Annotated in this window: 17 protein-coding genes and 1 other annotated feature; of the genes, 16 read left to right on the top strand and 1 reads right to left on the bottom strand. The window is 45.8% G+C overall.

What is annotated here, in order from left to right; all coding sequences use genetic code 11:
* Positions 1 to 42: 42 nt before the first annotated feature.
* A complete protein-coding gene (gene serA, locus ACQSGY_RS11485; RefSeq protein WP_427051977.1) occupies positions 43 to 1,638 on the bottom strand; it encodes a phosphoglycerate dehydrogenase in 1,596 nt (531 codons plus the stop codon).
* Positions 1,639 to 1,841: 203 nt separating this feature from the next.
* Positions 1,842 to 2,074: a binding site (T-box leader), on the bottom strand.
* 475 nt (positions 2,075 to 2,549) lie between these two features.
* Here serA and ACQSGY_RS11480 point away from each other — a divergent pair.
* The 16 genes from ACQSGY_RS11480 to ACQSGY_RS11405 all read left to right on the top strand — a co-directional run bounded on the left by ACQSGY_RS11480 (position 2,550) and on the right by ACQSGY_RS11405 (position 15,210).
* The gene (locus tag ACQSGY_RS11480; protein ID WP_427051976.1) at positions 2,550 to 3,143 is read left to right on the top strand and encodes a CPBP family intramembrane glutamic endopeptidase; all 594 of its coding nucleotides are present in this window, start codon (positions 2,550 to 2,552) and stop codon (positions 3,141 to 3,143) included.
* On the top strand, positions 3,140 to 3,592 hold the full coding sequence (locus ACQSGY_RS11475; protein ID WP_427051975.1) for a hypothetical protein: 453 nt from the start codon (positions 3,140 to 3,142) through the stop codon (positions 3,590 to 3,592). The genes ACQSGY_RS11480 and ACQSGY_RS11475 overlap by 4 nt, the downstream gene beginning before the upstream one ends.
* Positions 3,592 to 4,401, top strand: a complete 810-nt coding sequence (locus ACQSGY_RS11470) for a metallophosphoesterase (RefSeq protein WP_427051974.1) — start codon at positions 3,592 to 3,594, stop codon at positions 4,399 to 4,401. Before ACQSGY_RS11475 ends, ACQSGY_RS11470 begins: the two co-directional genes overlap by 1 nt.
* A 96-nt stretch (positions 4,402 to 4,497) precedes the next feature.
* The gene (locus ACQSGY_RS11465) at positions 4,498 to 4,848 is read left to right on the top strand and encodes a hypothetical protein (RefSeq protein WP_216514801.1); all 351 of its coding nucleotides are present in this window, start codon (positions 4,498 to 4,500) and stop codon (positions 4,846 to 4,848) included.
* A gap of 187 nt (positions 4,849 to 5,035) precedes the next feature.
* Positions 5,036 to 5,650 (top strand): genetic competence negative regulator, encoded by a 615-nt coding sequence (locus tag ACQSGY_RS11460; protein WP_145403869.1) that lies wholly within the window; start codon positions 5,036 to 5,038, stop codon positions 5,648 to 5,650.
* A gap of 43 nt (positions 5,651 to 5,693) precedes the next feature.
* On the top strand, positions 5,694 to 6,392 hold the full coding sequence (gene prsW / locus ACQSGY_RS11455) for a glutamic-type intramembrane protease PrsW (protein ID WP_111271437.1): 699 nt from the start codon (positions 5,694 to 5,696) through the stop codon (positions 6,390 to 6,392).
* A 105-nt stretch (positions 6,393 to 6,497) separates the two neighbouring features.
* Positions 6,498 to 6,671, top strand: coding sequence for a hypothetical protein (locus ACQSGY_RS11450; protein ID WP_427051973.1), 174 nt, complete (start codon positions 6,498 to 6,500; stop codon positions 6,669 to 6,671).
* A gap of 134 nt (positions 6,672 to 6,805) precedes the next feature.
* Complete coding sequence (ypeB, locus tag ACQSGY_RS11445; protein WP_427051972.1) at positions 6,806 to 8,152, top strand: germination protein YpeB; 1,347 nt, start codon at positions 6,806 to 6,808, stop codon at positions 8,150 to 8,152.
* A gap of 154 nt (positions 8,153 to 8,306) precedes the next feature.
* A complete protein-coding gene (locus tag ACQSGY_RS11440) occupies positions 8,307 to 8,960 on the top strand; it encodes a flagellar brake protein (RefSeq protein ID WP_427052035.1) in 654 nt (217 codons plus the stop codon).
* 108 nt (positions 8,961 to 9,068) lie between these two features.
* A complete protein-coding gene (locus tag ACQSGY_RS11435) occupies positions 9,069 to 9,293 on the top strand; it encodes a hypothetical protein (protein WP_216514798.1) in 225 nt (74 codons plus the stop codon).
* A gap of 104 nt (positions 9,294 to 9,397) precedes the next feature.
* Positions 9,398 to 10,102, top strand: a complete 705-nt coding sequence (cmk, locus tag ACQSGY_RS11430; protein ID WP_426333024.1) for a (d)CMP kinase — start codon at positions 9,398 to 9,400, stop codon at positions 10,100 to 10,102.
* Positions 10,099 to 10,686 (top strand): lysophospholipid acyltransferase family protein, encoded by a 588-nt coding sequence (locus ACQSGY_RS11425; RefSeq protein ID WP_111271432.1) that lies wholly within the window; start codon positions 10,099 to 10,101, stop codon positions 10,684 to 10,686. The genes cmk and ACQSGY_RS11425 overlap by 4 nt, the downstream gene beginning before the upstream one ends.
* Positions 10,687 to 10,821: 135 nt before the next feature.
* Positions 10,822 to 12,036 carry a 30S ribosomal protein S1 gene (gene rpsA / locus ACQSGY_RS11420; protein ID WP_111271431.1) on the top strand — a complete coding sequence of 405 codons (1,215 nt, stop codon included), beginning with the start codon at positions 10,822 to 10,824 and terminating at the stop codon, positions 12,034 to 12,036.
* A 183-nt stretch (positions 12,037 to 12,219) separates the two neighbouring features.
* A complete protein-coding gene (gene der, locus ACQSGY_RS11415; protein ID WP_427051971.1) occupies positions 12,220 to 13,542 on the top strand; it encodes a ribosome biogenesis GTPase Der in 1,323 nt (440 codons plus the stop codon).
* An 11-nt stretch (positions 13,543 to 13,553) separates the two neighbouring features.
* Positions 13,554 to 14,177 (top strand): glycerol-3-phosphate 1-O-acyltransferase PlsY, encoded by a 624-nt coding sequence (plsY, locus tag ACQSGY_RS11410; RefSeq protein WP_427051970.1) that lies wholly within the window; start codon positions 13,554 to 13,556, stop codon positions 14,175 to 14,177.
* Positions 14,170 to 15,210: an NAD(P)H-dependent glycerol-3-phosphate dehydrogenase gene (locus ACQSGY_RS11405; RefSeq protein ID WP_427051969.1), complete on the top strand. Its 1,041-nt coding sequence runs from the start codon at positions 14,170 to 14,172 to the stop codon at positions 15,208 to 15,210. The genes plsY and ACQSGY_RS11405 overlap by 8 nt, the downstream gene beginning before the upstream one ends.
* Positions 15,211 to 15,234 lie beyond the last annotated feature (24 nt).

Raw genomic sequence — 15,234 nt, 5'->3', positions numbered from 1 at the left:
CATCATCGTTCCCGTCTCTTTTGTATATTATAAGCCGCGATATTAGCCCAGTACAATCTCAACGGCTGTGTTCAATTCAGGCAAAGCTGTGAGCTGAACCAGCACATCTTTTGGTACTTCTTTATCCACGGTCAGAATCATGATCGCAGCACCGCCAATAATTTTACGGCCTACCTGCATGGAGGCGATGTTCACATCATTTTGACCAAGCAATGTACCTACACGTCCGATGATCCCCGGTTTATCGTTGTGAGAGATCAGAATCTGGTGGCTTTCCGGTGCGATATCAACCGGGAATTTGTCCAGACGCACAATCCGCTCACCATATCCCGCAAGAAGTGTACCTGCAACACGGCGTTCTTCTGCATCCTGATTGGTCACCAGAGTTACAGTAATCAGATTTGTGAACCCTTTTGTAGCCGAGGTTTGGCTGACCACAATATTCAAGTCACGAATTTTCGCAAGGTGCATGGAGTTGACGATGTTGGCTTCTCCGCCCAAATGTCTGGCAAGAACACCTTTCACAATATAACGTGTCAGTGGTGATGTATCTACCTCGGACAGCTCACCCGCATAATCAATGCGAATCTCTTGCACAGCGTTCTGTGTGATTTGAGCGGCAAAGCTGCCCAGTGTTTCACCCAGTTTGAAATAAGGCTGCAGCTTGTTCATAACCGCTGGTGCAACAGGCGGCATATTTACAGCATTTTTGAACGGTTCATTACGAAGAATGTGAAGCACCTGCTCTGATACGTCAATGGCTACATTTTCCTGAGCTTCTACCGTCGATGCGCCCAAGTGCGGTGTAACAATGATGCTTGGGTGATTCAGGAACGGATGATCTGCCGCAGGCGGCTCGCTTTCAAATACGTCAAATGCTGCACCAGCTACAATACCTTCATTAATAGCTTCCACAAGGGCCATCTCGTCAATAACACCGCCGCGGGCACAGTTGATAATTCTCATGCCTTTTTTCATTACTTCAAACTGTGGACGGGAAATCATATGGCGAGTTTCTGGAGTAAGTGGTGTGTGCACGGTCATGAAGTCTGCATTGCGGATAATATCATCCACACTTGCCAGCTTCACTTGCAATTTTTCTGCACGCTCTTCTGTAAGGAAAGGGTCGTATGCGAGAATATCCATTCCGAAAGCTTTAGCCCGTTTGGCAACTTCGCTTCCGATCCGTCCCATACCGAGTACACCCAGTGTTTTATTTCTCAATTCCACGCCGAGGAAAGTTTTCCGATCCCATGTACCTTGAATGGTTTTGGCGTAGGCTTGCGGAATGTGACGGGCCAGTGCCATCATCATTGCAAAAGTATGCTCACAAGTGGTAATAGTGTTTCCGTCAGGTGCATTAATAACGATAATTCCGCGTTGTGTAGCAGGTTCAAGCTCAATATTATCAACACCAACACCTGCACGTCCGATGACTTTAAGATTTGTACCAGCCGTCATAATACGTTCAGTAACACGTGTTTGGCTGCGAACGAGGAGTGCATCATAATCACCAATAATGGCAACAAGCTCATCTTCACTAAGTCCGGTTTTCTTCTCGACAACAACATCACTTGCATCCACCAGCTGCTGAATCCCCAGATCACTGATTGGGTCCGACACTAACACTTTGTACATGGTTTCTTCCTCCTTGGATTTGTATATCTATATTCGTCAAGGATTGATCTCCGACAGGAGAACGTCCTTAAAACCAAATGATCCTTCCCTCCAACAACGCGGTACTGTGGCAGAGGAGCAGGGTAAACAAACAGGGTGATTCCACAGGACTCTTTTTATCAAAAACAATCAAAAAAACTCTCAATCCACATACTGCTTGCGCAATAAGGGACGAGAGTTGTCGTGGTACCACCCTAATTCACTGCCGTTTCGCAACGACAGTCTTAGCGGTCTAATGAAAGACCGAAGAGGATAACGGGTCTAAACCGATTGCACCTACTCCAGTTTCAATGCAATAACTCAGGAGCGCTCAAGAACATTTGCCTGCCACCGATTTGCACCAACCATCGGCTCTCTGAAAGACACTGCAACGTCTTTTTTCCATCATCGTGTTTAACACTTTTTTTATCACCGTGTTTAACGTGACTAATTTTTTCATAATGTATCATGGCTGACATGAGCATGTCAATAGGCTTAAATGTTTTAATTACACGCGTCGTTTGTGGAGCTTGCCGCACAATTATAGAGCTGTCCCTCTCTGCAAAGGGGGGGTGAAATCCGAGTGAAAACAACTTAATCCTGCTGTTTCGCGAAACCAATTTATTGCGTTAATAAAACAAATTTCATCGCATTAATGAAGTAACGTTTCAGGGTAAATATCCGGGACTTGGGACAGGTCTTGAACCGGATTGGTTTTTTGGCTATCATTTAGTATACTATCGTATTTGCGAAAGAAAAAAATTGGGATGGGCGAATGAAAGTAATTTTGGATAGGTGAACGGACATAATTTTGGATTAGTCGATGAAATAATTTAGAATTAGTCAATGGAACAATTATTGATATCAAATAACTCAAGGGACAGACGCATGCAATGAAAAACAGGAAGTTTCCAAAATTCAAAATTCAGAAGGCCGAACCGCAGCAGTTAACTGAGCGCTTATTATTGATTAACCTTTATTTTACTCAGGGGTTGACTTTAATTATTGGTGTTGTATGGATTTTGCTGCAAAAGAGGAATGTATTAGAGGTTCTGGCCTTGCCTGAGCATCTTCAATTTTTATGGTGGGGTCTTGGTCTGGCTGGTATTATGCTTGTCATGGATTTGGTGCTGTCCTATGTGATACCGCAGGAAAGTATGGATGACGGCGGCATTAACGAGCTTCTGTTTCGCGGGCGTCCAATCTGGCATATTGTATGTATAGCGGCCATAGTGGCTGTGTGCGAGGAACTGCTGTTCCGGGGTGCGATACAACATGTCATAGGTCCATACTGGACAAGTATTTTATTTGCAGTTATTCACATTCGTTATCTTCGCCACTGGATTCCTACAGGCTGGGTGTTTCTCTCAAGTTACGGATTGGGCTGGATTTATTTGCAGTCCGGTACGTTGTGGGCACCTATTCTATGTCATTTTGTAATTGACTTGGTATCCGGTTTGGCGATACGTTTTCGGAGGGGATCATGAGTCAGCCACTAAGCAGAATGAAAACATATGGCAGTCAACGTCAGCGTCACTCGGATAAAAAAGAGAAAATCGAGCGCCGCACAGTTTCCCAGACCAGTCTGGTCGCTGAAACGGCGGCTGCTGCCGAAACAGGTGGTACTCCACCCATTACTTCAATCACTTTACCTCGGTCACAGCGTCAATCCTATGCATCTGCACTGGAAAGCCCTGTTTTACCGCAGCGAGCACCGAGTCGTTCCAAAAAAACGGCTAACCAGCAGGAGGACTCGGTTTCTGAGGCAAGATCCTTGCCCACTCGGACCGAATTGCATCCTTCAAGACGTTTGAGGTTAAGCAAAAGATTTGTTAACTCACTTATTTTTATTTTCATCATGTTAACTGTTGGATTGGTGTGGTGGGGCATCAAAGGAGCGCCTCCGTTAAACACCTTCCTGCCACTACCGTGGTAATGCTGTTCACCATTTTTATCGTTATTTCAGCAGCAGCATTGCTGCATATGTGGCTTCAAGCCAGAGCATACGATCTAATTCAGGATGACGTAGAGCTGATTAATCTTCCAGCAGCATTTGACGGTGCCACCATTTTGTATGTATCGGATACGCATAAACGCCTGCTGAGAACCACGGACTTCGAGAAGTGGAAGGGGAAGGCTGACTGGGTGCTGATTGGTGGGGATATCGCTGAGGAGGGAATTCCTTGGTCGATTGTAAGACACAATATGAGTCTGCTTTCGAGGATAGCACCGGCTTTTGCGGTGTATGGTAATCATGACAAAAAAGCGGGTACTGCTCACTTGAAACGGATTTTAGATGAATCCAACGTGCTGCTTCTACAGGATACGGCGGTTTATTTGCAAAAGGGATCGGATCAGCTAAGACTGATCGGGCTGGATTATCGTTCTAAACAGTCAGAGGAGCTGCTTCGAAATCAGGAACATGACGAATGCACAATTGTTTTGATTCACGATCCGCTGGAAGCCCTGAGACTGGAACTGCATGCTGATCTCGTATTAAGTGGTCATACCCATGGGGGACAACTGGTGTTGCCATGGTTCGGCCCCGTATTTCTGAACAGGGCTTACCGCAAGGTGTCATCCGGCTGGTTCTTCTTAAGGCGGCACAAACAAGATAGTCGGAATGGCAAAATGCTGGTGAGCAGGGGATTTGGCACAAATCATCTTCCCTTAAGACTAGGTTGTCCCGCTGAGGTACATCTCATCACATTGCGTTCACCTGCTGCAAAAAGCCCGGATCAATAGAAGCCGGGCTTTTTGTTTTCCTGTATTTATGCGGAATGAGATCGACCACTCCAGCAAACACTACTTGTGATTTAACACTTAAAGGAGGTTGGAGTAATGAAGGCGTCATCCTTTTTCTGGGGTATTGTCGTTGGCGTTGCAGCCAGTTCCTGGTTAGCTAAAGGCAGAATGCCCATGTTGTCTTCAGGTTCATCCCGAAACATGGTTGACCAGGCCAAACATAAAATGATGGAGATGACTTTCCCGGGTATGGATAGCTTCAGCAACAAGCCTGATCATCATGGTGAACCGCATAAGACAGCATCAAAAACCAGCAGAGTCATTTCACCAAAAGAAAAAGAAGAAAATATGAACATGCTTAAAGATTTTATTCGTACCAACCCGGATGTTAAACATGAGGTAGAGCAAATTTTAAGTCAAACAAATACAACAGTACCGGGTTTATAACCCACAGCATCCATTAAGAATCATCCACGTCTTGATTTGATGTGGATTGATTCTTTTTTTTGTTGATTTTACTGCGTGCATTTAGAGGTATAAAATGATAACATAACTACATAGATTTATTTTCAGCACATATTGTTTTGTGCTTCATAATCTGTTATAAGACTTGCTTATAAAGGGGAGATCCTGTATGAAAATAGAACGACTAAGTCACGATAAGATACGGATTTTCCTGACCTTTGACGATCTGAGCGAGCGCGGAATACAAAAAGAAGATATGTGGCAGGAGCTACCGAAGGTACATGAACTGTTCACTGAAATGATGGACCAGGCTTATTCTGAACTTGGCTTTGATGCTACAGGTCCGCTGGCTGTTGAAGTATTCGCACTTCCCGCTCAAGGGATGGTTGTCATCGTTACTCGTGGAAAATATGATCCGCAACAATATGGTTCAGGTCATGAAGACGATCTTCCTGAAGAAGTATATGAAATGGAAGTTACACTGGAGCAAAGTGATTCCATCGTATACGCATTTAAGGATTTCGAGGTATTGATCGAGGCTGCCCATATGTTACGTCAGCATGTTACGGATGCGGGAAAACTGTATTCTTATAAAAATAAATGGTTCTTGCATTTTGAACCGGATGACGTAGACACTTCCAAACATGCCGCATTGATTGCTTTGCTTGCAGAGTTTGGTGAAGGTTCCTCCGTTACCCCTGCAGTAATGGAAGAGTACGGGAAAGTGGTTATGTCTGAACAAGCAGTTGAGTTGATCTGCACACACTTCAAACGTCAGGATTAAACACCGGTTCTAATCGCGTTACAAGTCAGAGGAGGGAAGTTCGGTGCTTTTGTTTTCGGTCTTAGCTGCAGCAGTTGCTCCGGGTCTCGCCTTGTTAACATACTTCTATCTCAAAGACCGGTATGATTACGAGCCGCTTCACATGATTCTGAGGGTTTTCCTGATGGGTATACTGATTGTGTTGCCTGTGATGATTATTCAGCGGGGTATGATGTTGTGGCTTGGGGATAATCCCTATCTCGAATCTATTCTGATCTCGGGCGGGGTTGAGGAGTTTGTCAAATGGTTTGTGATCTATCACATTATTTACAATCACACCGAATTTGACGAGCCTTATGATGGAATACTGTATTCTGTTGCTGTATCACTGGGATTCGCCACGGTCGAAAATGTACTGTATGCAATTGCGGGCAATGCATCCGTATCGGCCATGTTTCTCAGGGCGCTTCTCCCGGTATCTGGGCATGCGATGTTTGCAGTGATTATGGGATACTACATGGGTAAGGCCAAATTTATTGATGATGAGAAGAAGAAACGATGGTATCTTATACTGTCGCTGGTTCTGCCGTTCTTCTGGCATGCCTTGTACGATGTCATTATGAACACGATGGTGAATCATTGGTTATGGTTTATCGCGCCTCTGATGGCCGGCCTCTGGTACGGTGCAGTAGGCAAGATTACACGGGCCAACAATCGTTCGCCGTTTCGTTTCGTGAAGCGCGAGGAAGAGGTTAAATTATAAAAATACGGACACACTGGTGGACATAAAGCGTGAAAACGCCTAGACCCCGGTGTGTTTTTTTGTATTCACCACTTGGGGAACGACGAAATGAAACGGGGATGTCAGATGAGCAGAATCAAAATCAAAATCAGATGCAAGCAATGTGGTGAGCGGTTTACGCTGAGAGGCAAGAAGGAACGAAATCGGATTGAAACAGGCTTCAAGCAGTGTCTTTGCGATAACAAGGACCAGTTTGAGATTGAAGAAGAAGGTATGATCACCGGGTTTCAACTGAACTAAACAGGGTTAGCGTCGAGTGGGCCTGAGCCATGCTATTACAAGTCAAAATTCGTTCTGACTGGAAATCGCATGCATAAGAGCTCTTTCTTCGATCCACAATAAAGGCAGTGGTTTAGAAGAAAGGAGAATCTACCGTGTACAAACGACTAAGTTCAGTAATGTTTCCGATATTTGCAGTTCTCCTGATCGGCGCACTTGTGTGGGGGTATCAGGAGAATCAGGAAAAAAATGCGATACTGATTAAAGCGGAGAACCAGTACCAGCGTGCGTTTCACGATCTCTCGTTTCATATGGACAAATTGCATTCGGAGATTGGCAATACACTTGCGGTGCATGCAACTTCACAAGGCATGCATCGTAAAGGGCTTATGAATGTCTGGAGGCTCACCAGTGAAGCACAAAATGAAATTAACCAGTTGCCGCTGACGATGCTGCCTTTTAACGAAACGGAAGAGTTTCTCTCTCGCATTTCGAAATTTGCGTATCATGCTTCCATGCGTGACTTAACGAAAGAACCTCTTAGTGAAAAGGAAGTAGGCAATCTGAAGACGCTGTATCAAAATTCTTCGGAAATTACGAAAAACCTGAAGCAAGTACAGCAAAAAGTGCTGTCAGACCGGCTGCGCTGGATGGATGCTGAAACGGCTATGGCCACGCAGGAGCAGACAAGCGATAATTCAATCGTGGATGGCTTCCGTACAATGAACAAAAAGGTGCAGGAATACCCTGAGCTTGATTGGGGTCCGTCGGTATCCAATGTTTTTGCCAAACGATCTGTGAAAAAGCTGAGCGGGCTTCCTGTATCTAAAGAACAAATTCAGGCGAAAGCAGCCAAATTTGCGGATATGGAAACCGGTAAAATTCAGATTCAAGAGAACGGGAAGGGAACCGACTGGGAATCGTATACAGCGACTGCTGTGCATGCGAGAAACGGAAAATTGATGATGGATTTCACCCGAAACGGTGGAATGCTTATCTCATACAGTGACACCCGGCCGGTAGGTGCTAAAAAGGTTTCCAGACAACAGGCAATGAAGCATGCAGATCAATTTCTGGTGAATAAAGGGTATAAAAATATGCAGGCTGTCAATTACGATGAATTTGGCAATCTCGGAAACCTTACGTATGTGCGAAAACAAGGGGATACACTCATTTATCCTGAGAAAATGTCCGTTCGTGTAGGTCTGGATACAGGTGAGGTAACGGGCTTCGAGGCAAGTGATTATGTGTATGAGCATAACGCTAAACGCCAGATTCCAAAAGCAAGTCTTACAGCTGAGCAAGCACGCCAAAAGCTGAATCCCGACTTCAAAGAAAATTATGCGCGTAAATCGTTAATTGAGAATGAATATGGCAAAGAAGTGTTATGTCATGAGTTTGGTGGACGAATTAACGGTTCGCGTTACCGGATCTACATTAATGCAAATACCGGAATGGAAGAAGCTGTGGAAGAGATTAAACCGGTAAACGCAACTTCCTAAAGCATCAGGTGAACGCAATTTACTAAAGCATCATAAGGGGTTTTGAAAACAGGTCAGTCAGCTGGCCTGTTTTTTTCTTGTTCCATGTAAGATCGGTCATGATATAATAATGCTTGCAATTAAGAAGATAAATACATAAGTGGCGGTGAACCGATTGTTTCCTAAAATAAACGAAGTGTTATACATTCAGATCGCATCGGCTGATGAAAAAGAAGAACATAAAGAATACAAGTCACGCATCGCGGACACGGATGACAACAGTTTTTTGATTGAAGTCCCGATGCAGCAGGGCAACAGCCGGTTGAAGAAACTTTTTTTCGGAGAAGAACTGTCCATATCTTACATAAATGAGAGCGGTGTCCGCCATTATTTCAATACGTATGTTACCGGGTTTGAGGAGGATGTCATTCGACTTGTTCGCATCAGGAAACCGCTGCTTGAAGAAATCTCAAAAATTCAGCGTCGCAGCTTTCTGCGAGTGCATGCCAGCCTTGAGCTGGCCGTTCAGAGCGAGGATCTTTCCCGTGCAGTAATGCTGACTGAAGATATCGGCGGTGGGGGCCTGTCCATTTACTGCGAGCCAGAATTCAAAATCAAGGAAGGGCAGAAGTTGAAATGCTGGCTGCTGGTGCCTTATCGTAATGGTGGAATTGACCATGTTCAGTTCGAGGCCGAGGTGGTTCGTATCAAAAAGCTGGAATCGGGCCGTGATCTGGCTATGCTGAAATTTTCGCAAATTATGGATTCCGAACGTCAGAAAGTGATTAAATTTTGTTTTGAACGGCAGTTGGACTATCGCATGAAATAAATAAAATAAAACCTGTCAGCAATTGCAAGCGAGCATAAAGCGAGTTTCTCCAGGGCAACGTAAGGCAAAAACGGAGATGACCTCCACCAAAAAAGGAGCTTGCTTCCAATGAACAAACGTTTTGCTTCCCGGAGATTTGAACGGCTCTACATTCTGTTCTCCAAACGAATGGAGCGAAGAGTGCTGCGTCTCGTTGCATTCCTTCTGCTCCTTGCCCTGCTGTGCCAGCTCCTGCTGCTCGTACCAGGTTTGAAGAAAATAATGACATCGATTGATCGCCTTGAAGGCACCCCGATTCATTTGCAAAGCACAAACGCAGATCGGGTTGGGTGATTTGTCTGTTTTTGCATCCATGTGTAGAGTGTGGTATAATTTTCACGATGACAGGCAATGCCTGTTTTTTTATTGAGGTTTATCGTTTGAGGAGGAATGCCCCGTTGACAAGCCAGAACACATCAGAAAACGGGAAAATGAACGTTGCAATTGACGGACCTGCTGGTGCCGGAAAAAGCACGGTAGCCCGATTGGTTGCAGAAGCACTCGGTTACATTTATGTCGATACAGGCGCAATGTACCGTGCAGTATCCTTGCATATGCTTCGGAAAGATATTTCTCCGGATGATATGACTCAGGTACTTCAGGAAGCTCAGGATTTGGTTATTGATTTACAGCCGGGTCGGGGTGGACAGAAAGTGTTCTGTAATGGGGAGGATGTAACCTCGGAAATCCGTTCCCGTGAAGTAACGGGAATCGTGTCTCGATATGCGCAAATCGAGGGGCTGCGTACGCAGTTAGTGGATATTCAGCGGCAAATGGCTTTGCGCAAGGGCGTCGTAATGGATGGACGCGATATCGGAACAACAGTACTGCCCGATGCGGAAGTGAAAATTTTCATGACAGCCAGTGTGGAGGAGCGTGCGCTTCGCCGCTTCAAAGAACTGGAGCCATCCGATGGTCTGACGTTGGAGCAGTTGGAACGAGACATTGCCACCCGTGACAAGCTGGATGAGAACAGGGAGGTTTCCCCGTTGCGTTGTGCAGAGGACGCTATCGTTCTGGATACAACGGAGATGAACATCCATGAAGTGGTTGACAAAATCGTATCTTATTGCACAATGGTCAGAGGAGAGGGCGGTCTATGATTTACACGTTTTGCAAAACAGTACTGCGGATCTTGTACACCATTCTTTTTCGCCTGGAGGCAGTTGGACGGGAGAACATTCCGAAAGACGGCGGCGTACTTCTATGCTCCAATCATATCAGTAACTTTGATCCGCCAACCGTTGGCATCAAGATTCGCCGTCAAGTGAGATTTATGGCTAAAAGCGAACTGTTTGATGTTCCGGTACTGGGGCCAATCATCAAGGCTGTAGGTGCTTTCCCCGTGAAACGAGGAGGCGTCAGCAAGGAATCCATCAAAACCTCACTCAACATTCTGCGAGGTGGTGAAGTGCTCGGTATTTTCCCTGCGGGAAGCCGTCACAATGATGGAGGAATTGGCAAAAAAGGAGCAGCGAGCTTTGCTCTCCGCAGCGGTGCTACGGTCATCCCTACTGCTATTATCGGTAACTACAAGTTATTTCGTAAGATGAAAGTAGTATATGGTGCACCGGTTAATCTGGACGAGTTCAAGGAAGATCCATCTGGAGATGCTCTGGAGCGAGCTACCGAGAAGATTATGTCCAAAATTAATGAAATGGTGAAAACAGGCGTGCCGAGCAAATAAGGCTGTCTGTAATGAATGCATGTTTCCATATTTTTGTGGGAAGCTATAACAAATGCATTCGCATGAAAGTGTTTTGAACTCTGCCAAGGCAGGTTTGAATATAATGGGGTTTTTGAATTGAGGAGGGTATTTGACATGTCGGAAGAAATGAAAAATCAAGAAGCAACCCAAGATGAGTTGGATCAATTCGTTTCCTTGAAAAAAGGAGATACTGTAAAAGGAACCATCGTCAAATTGGAAGATAACCAAGCTTATGTAAGCATTGGATATAAATATGACGGTGTTATTCCAATTCGCGAACTGTCTTCGCTTCACGTTGGCAGCGCGTCTGATGCAGTAGAAGTTGGACAAGAAGTTGAAGCTAAAGTTCTTAGCATCGACGACGAGAAAGAAAAACTCGTTCTGTCCAAACGTGCAATTGACAGTGAGAACGCTTGGGAGCAACTGCAAAAGCACTTTGAAGATCAAGATGTCTTCGAAGTTGTTGTAGGCGACGTTGTTAAAGGCGGTCTGGTTGCAGATGTTGGCGTTCGTGGATTTATTCCGGCTTCTATGGTTGAGCGTCATTTCGTTGAAGATTTCAGCGACTACAAAGGACGCACATTGCGTGTTAAAGTGAAAGAGATCGATCGTGAGAACAACAAAGTGATCCTTTCCCAAAAAGACGTTCTGGATCAAGAATTCGAAGCAAACAAAGCACAAGTTATGGCTGGTTTGCAAGAAGGCCAAGTGATCGAAGGTACTGTTCAACGTTTGACTCAATTTGGTGCATTCGTTGATGTAGGCGGAGTTGACGGTTTGGTTCACGTATCCGAGCTTGCTTGGACTCACGTTGACAAACCATCTGACGTATTGTCTGAAGGTGACAAAGTTAACGTTAAAGTGCTGAAAGTTGACCCTGAAAAAGGAAAAATCAGCCTGAGCATGAAAGCTGTACAACCAGGACCTTGGGAAACAGCTGGCGACAAATTCAACACAAGCGACATCGTAACAGGTGTTGTTAAACGTCTGGTTGACTTCGGAGCATTCGTTGAAATTGCTCCTGGTGTTGAGGGACTTGTGCACATCTCGCAAATCTCCCACAAACACATTGGCACTCCGCATGAAGTGCTGAAAGAAGGTCAAGAGGTTCAAGTTAAAATTCTGGACATGAACCCTGCTGAACAGCGTGTAAGCCTGAGCATCAAGGAAACAGAAGAAGCTCCTGCTCAACCGCAAAAAGCAGAAAGACCAGCAAGAAACAACGCGCCGCGTGAAGAAATCAACAACCCTAACGTGTCCTTGAACAATCAAGGTATGAGCACTACGCTCGGCGAACTGTTTGGCGACAAACTCAGCAAATTCAAATAAGTTATACATGCATGGTTCTTAGTTATATACTGCATATTTTGCTGACAATAAAAGCAAGATCGGCGAGCCCTAGCGGGTTCGCCGATTGTTGTTATTGCGAGATTTTTGCCACGAAACGTTAGCCAAGACATAGCTTTTTTGCTATGATGAGAAACGTAAGTATGGACAGGAGGAGTGGAATGTATGGCAAGACCAGTTGTGGCAATTGTCGGCCGACCGAACGTGGGTAAATCCACCATTTTCAATCGAATTATCGGCGACAGACTGGCCATTGTGGAAGACAAACCGGGCATTACCCGCGACCGGATCTACGGAATCGGTGAATGGAACGGTAAAGCATTCAGCATTATTGATACAGGCGGTATCGAAATTGACGGTGAAGACGTCATTATGAAATCCATCCGTATGCAAGCGGAACTAGCGATCGAAGAGGCGGATGTGATTGTATTTATGTGTGATGCCAAAGCAGGCATTACGCAGTCTGATGAGGAAGTTGCAGAGATGCTTTATCGCTCAGGCAAACCAATCGTTGTGGCCGTGAACAAAGTGGATAATATTGGACGCAGTGAGCTGATTTATGAGTTCTATGGCTTCGGTTTTGGCGATCCGATTGGGGTATCCGGTAGTCACGGTACAGGTATTGGTGATTTGCTTGATGCCATTGTGGAGAAATTACCTGAACTAGAGGAAGAGACATACGATGAGGATGTCATTCGTGTAGCTCTGATCGGACGACCTAATGTCGGTAAATCTTCACTGGTGAACGCGATTCTGGGAGAGGAACGTGTAATTGTCAGCGACGTAGCCGGAACAACCCGTGATGCGATTGACACTCCTTTTGAAAAAGACGGGCAGCGTTATGTGCTGATTGATACAGCTGGTATGCGTAAGCGCGGTAAAGTATATGAAACAACGGAGAAATACAGCGTGATGCGTGCAATGCGTGCCATTGAACGTGCTGATGTTGTGCTCATCGTCATTAATGGCGAAGAAGGCATCATTGAGCAGGACAAGCATATTGCAGGTTATGCGTTTGAAGCGGGCAAAGCGTCATTGTTCGTGGTGAACAAATGGGATATCGTAGATAAGACGGATAAAACGATGAAAGAATTTGAGACGAAAATTCGGGACCACTTCCTCTTTATGACGTACGCTCCGATTGTCTTTTTGTCCGCTCTCACAAAACAACGCTTACAAAAATTGCTGCCTGTGGTACAGCGTGTAGCAGAACAGCACTCGTTGCGCGTTCAGACTCACCTGCTGAACGATGTCGTGTCTGATGCGGTTGCCATTAATCCACCGCCAACGGATAAAGGGCGGAGAATGAGAATTAACTATGTGACTCAGGTTGCGGTTAAACCGCCGACTATGGTCATTTTTGTGAACGACCCTGAATTGATGCACTTCTCGTACGAGCGTTATCTGGAGAACAAAATCCGAGCAGCGTTTGATTTCGAAGGCACGCCAATTCGTATATTTACTCGGAGGAAGTCCGACGAAGGTTAGGGGAGAAGTTTGTGATTTTACCAATCGCTGCGATTGTGCTGAGCTATCTGCTCGGTTCAATCAGCTTTAGTGTTCTTCTTGCAAAAGCAATACGGGGGATTGATATACGTCAGCACGGGAGCGGCAATGCCGGAGCCACGAATACCTTGCGTATTCTGGGTAAAGGGCCTGCTATTGCGGTGCTGCTGCTGGATGTAATCAAAGGTATTGCTGCAGTATGGATTGGCTTATGGTTGAGCGCAGGCTCACCGTGGATTGCTGCATTCAGCGGTATTGCTGCGATTGCAGGTCACAACTGGCCGCTCTATTTTAACTTCCGTGGAGGAAAAGGCATTGCTACAGCAATCGGTGTGATGGTAAGCCTTGCCTTTTTGCCTGCGCTTTGCGCAGGAGTCATTGCGATTTTGTCGATTGTTCTGACACGTTACGTATCGCTTGGCTCCTTGATTTTCGTTGCATTAACTCCTGTTTTCATCTTGATTTTGCCCGGATATTCAATGAGTATTTTCTGGGGCAGTCTGATTATTTGTCTGTTTGCCTTCTGGAGACATCGCACGAACATTGTGAAGCTCGCCAAAGGACAGGAAAATAAATTGGGATCAAAGAACCCTGGAGGGGGAAAACGCGTTGTCTAAAAAAGTTGCTGTATTAGTTGCCGGCAGTTGGGGAACAGCCCTGGCCAGTGTACTGGCTGCAAATGAACTGGACGTGGTCATGTGGACACGCAGTGAAGAACAAGCCGCCGAGATCAATACACAGCATACCAATACACGTTACCTTCCTGGTGCGGAGCTGTCTCCCCGCATTCGGGCAACCAGTGATATGGAAGCAGCGGTTGCAGATGCAGCGGCGGTGTTAATTGTTGCGCCTTCATCTGCAATGCGTGCGGTCGTGCATCAGTTCAGACCTTTCTACAAACCGGAGATGCTCATTATTCATGCAACCAAAGGCTTTGAGACGGAGAGTCTGAAACGCATGTCTACCGTCATCTCGGAAGAACTGGAATGTGAAGAAGGTAAGGTCGTTGTATTGTCAGGTCCGAGTCACGCGGAGGAAGTGGTAAAGCGCTGTCCAACAACGGTTGTTGTGGCTGCCCTTGATAAGGAGTCTGCTGAGGCAGTTCAGGGATTGTTTATGAATGCCTATTTTCGTGTGTATACGAACCGTGATATGCTCGGCGTTGAACTGGCGGGAGCTTTCAAAAACATTATTGCGCTTGGGGCGGGCATGTCAGACGGACTTCAATTCGGAGATAATGCCAAGGCAGCTCTGTTAACCCGTGGCCTTGCCGAGATTACACGCATCGGTGTTGAGATGGGAGCGAATCCATTAACCTTCTCAGGACTTGCTGGCATCGGGGATCTGGTTGTTACCGCGACAAGTCAGCATAGTCGGAACTGGAGAGCGGGTTCCATGCTGGGACAGGGTCATAAGCTTGACGATGTATTGCAATCCATGGGCATGGTTGTCGAAGGGATTCGAACAACGCAGGCCGCCTATTTTATTGCTCAGAAATATGGGGTGCAGATGCCGATTGCGGATCAACTGTATCATGTATTATTCCAGAACAGACAGCCAAGGGATGCGGTTGAGGCCTTGATGGGCCGCGATCCGAAAACCGAGATGGAAGTGATGAAGCTGGAAACCTGGGAACAATGGCATTCCTGAGTTCATCAATTCAGCGTGTTGTCA

It is taken from the genome of Paenibacillus sp. TC-CSREp1 (genome assembly GCF_050171015.1).
Classification (GTDB): Bacteria; Bacillota; Bacilli; order Paenibacillales; family Paenibacillaceae; genus Paenibacillus; species Paenibacillus silvae.
Note: the sequence above shows the minus strand (reverse complement) of the source record. Positions and strands in the feature narration are given on the sequence as shown.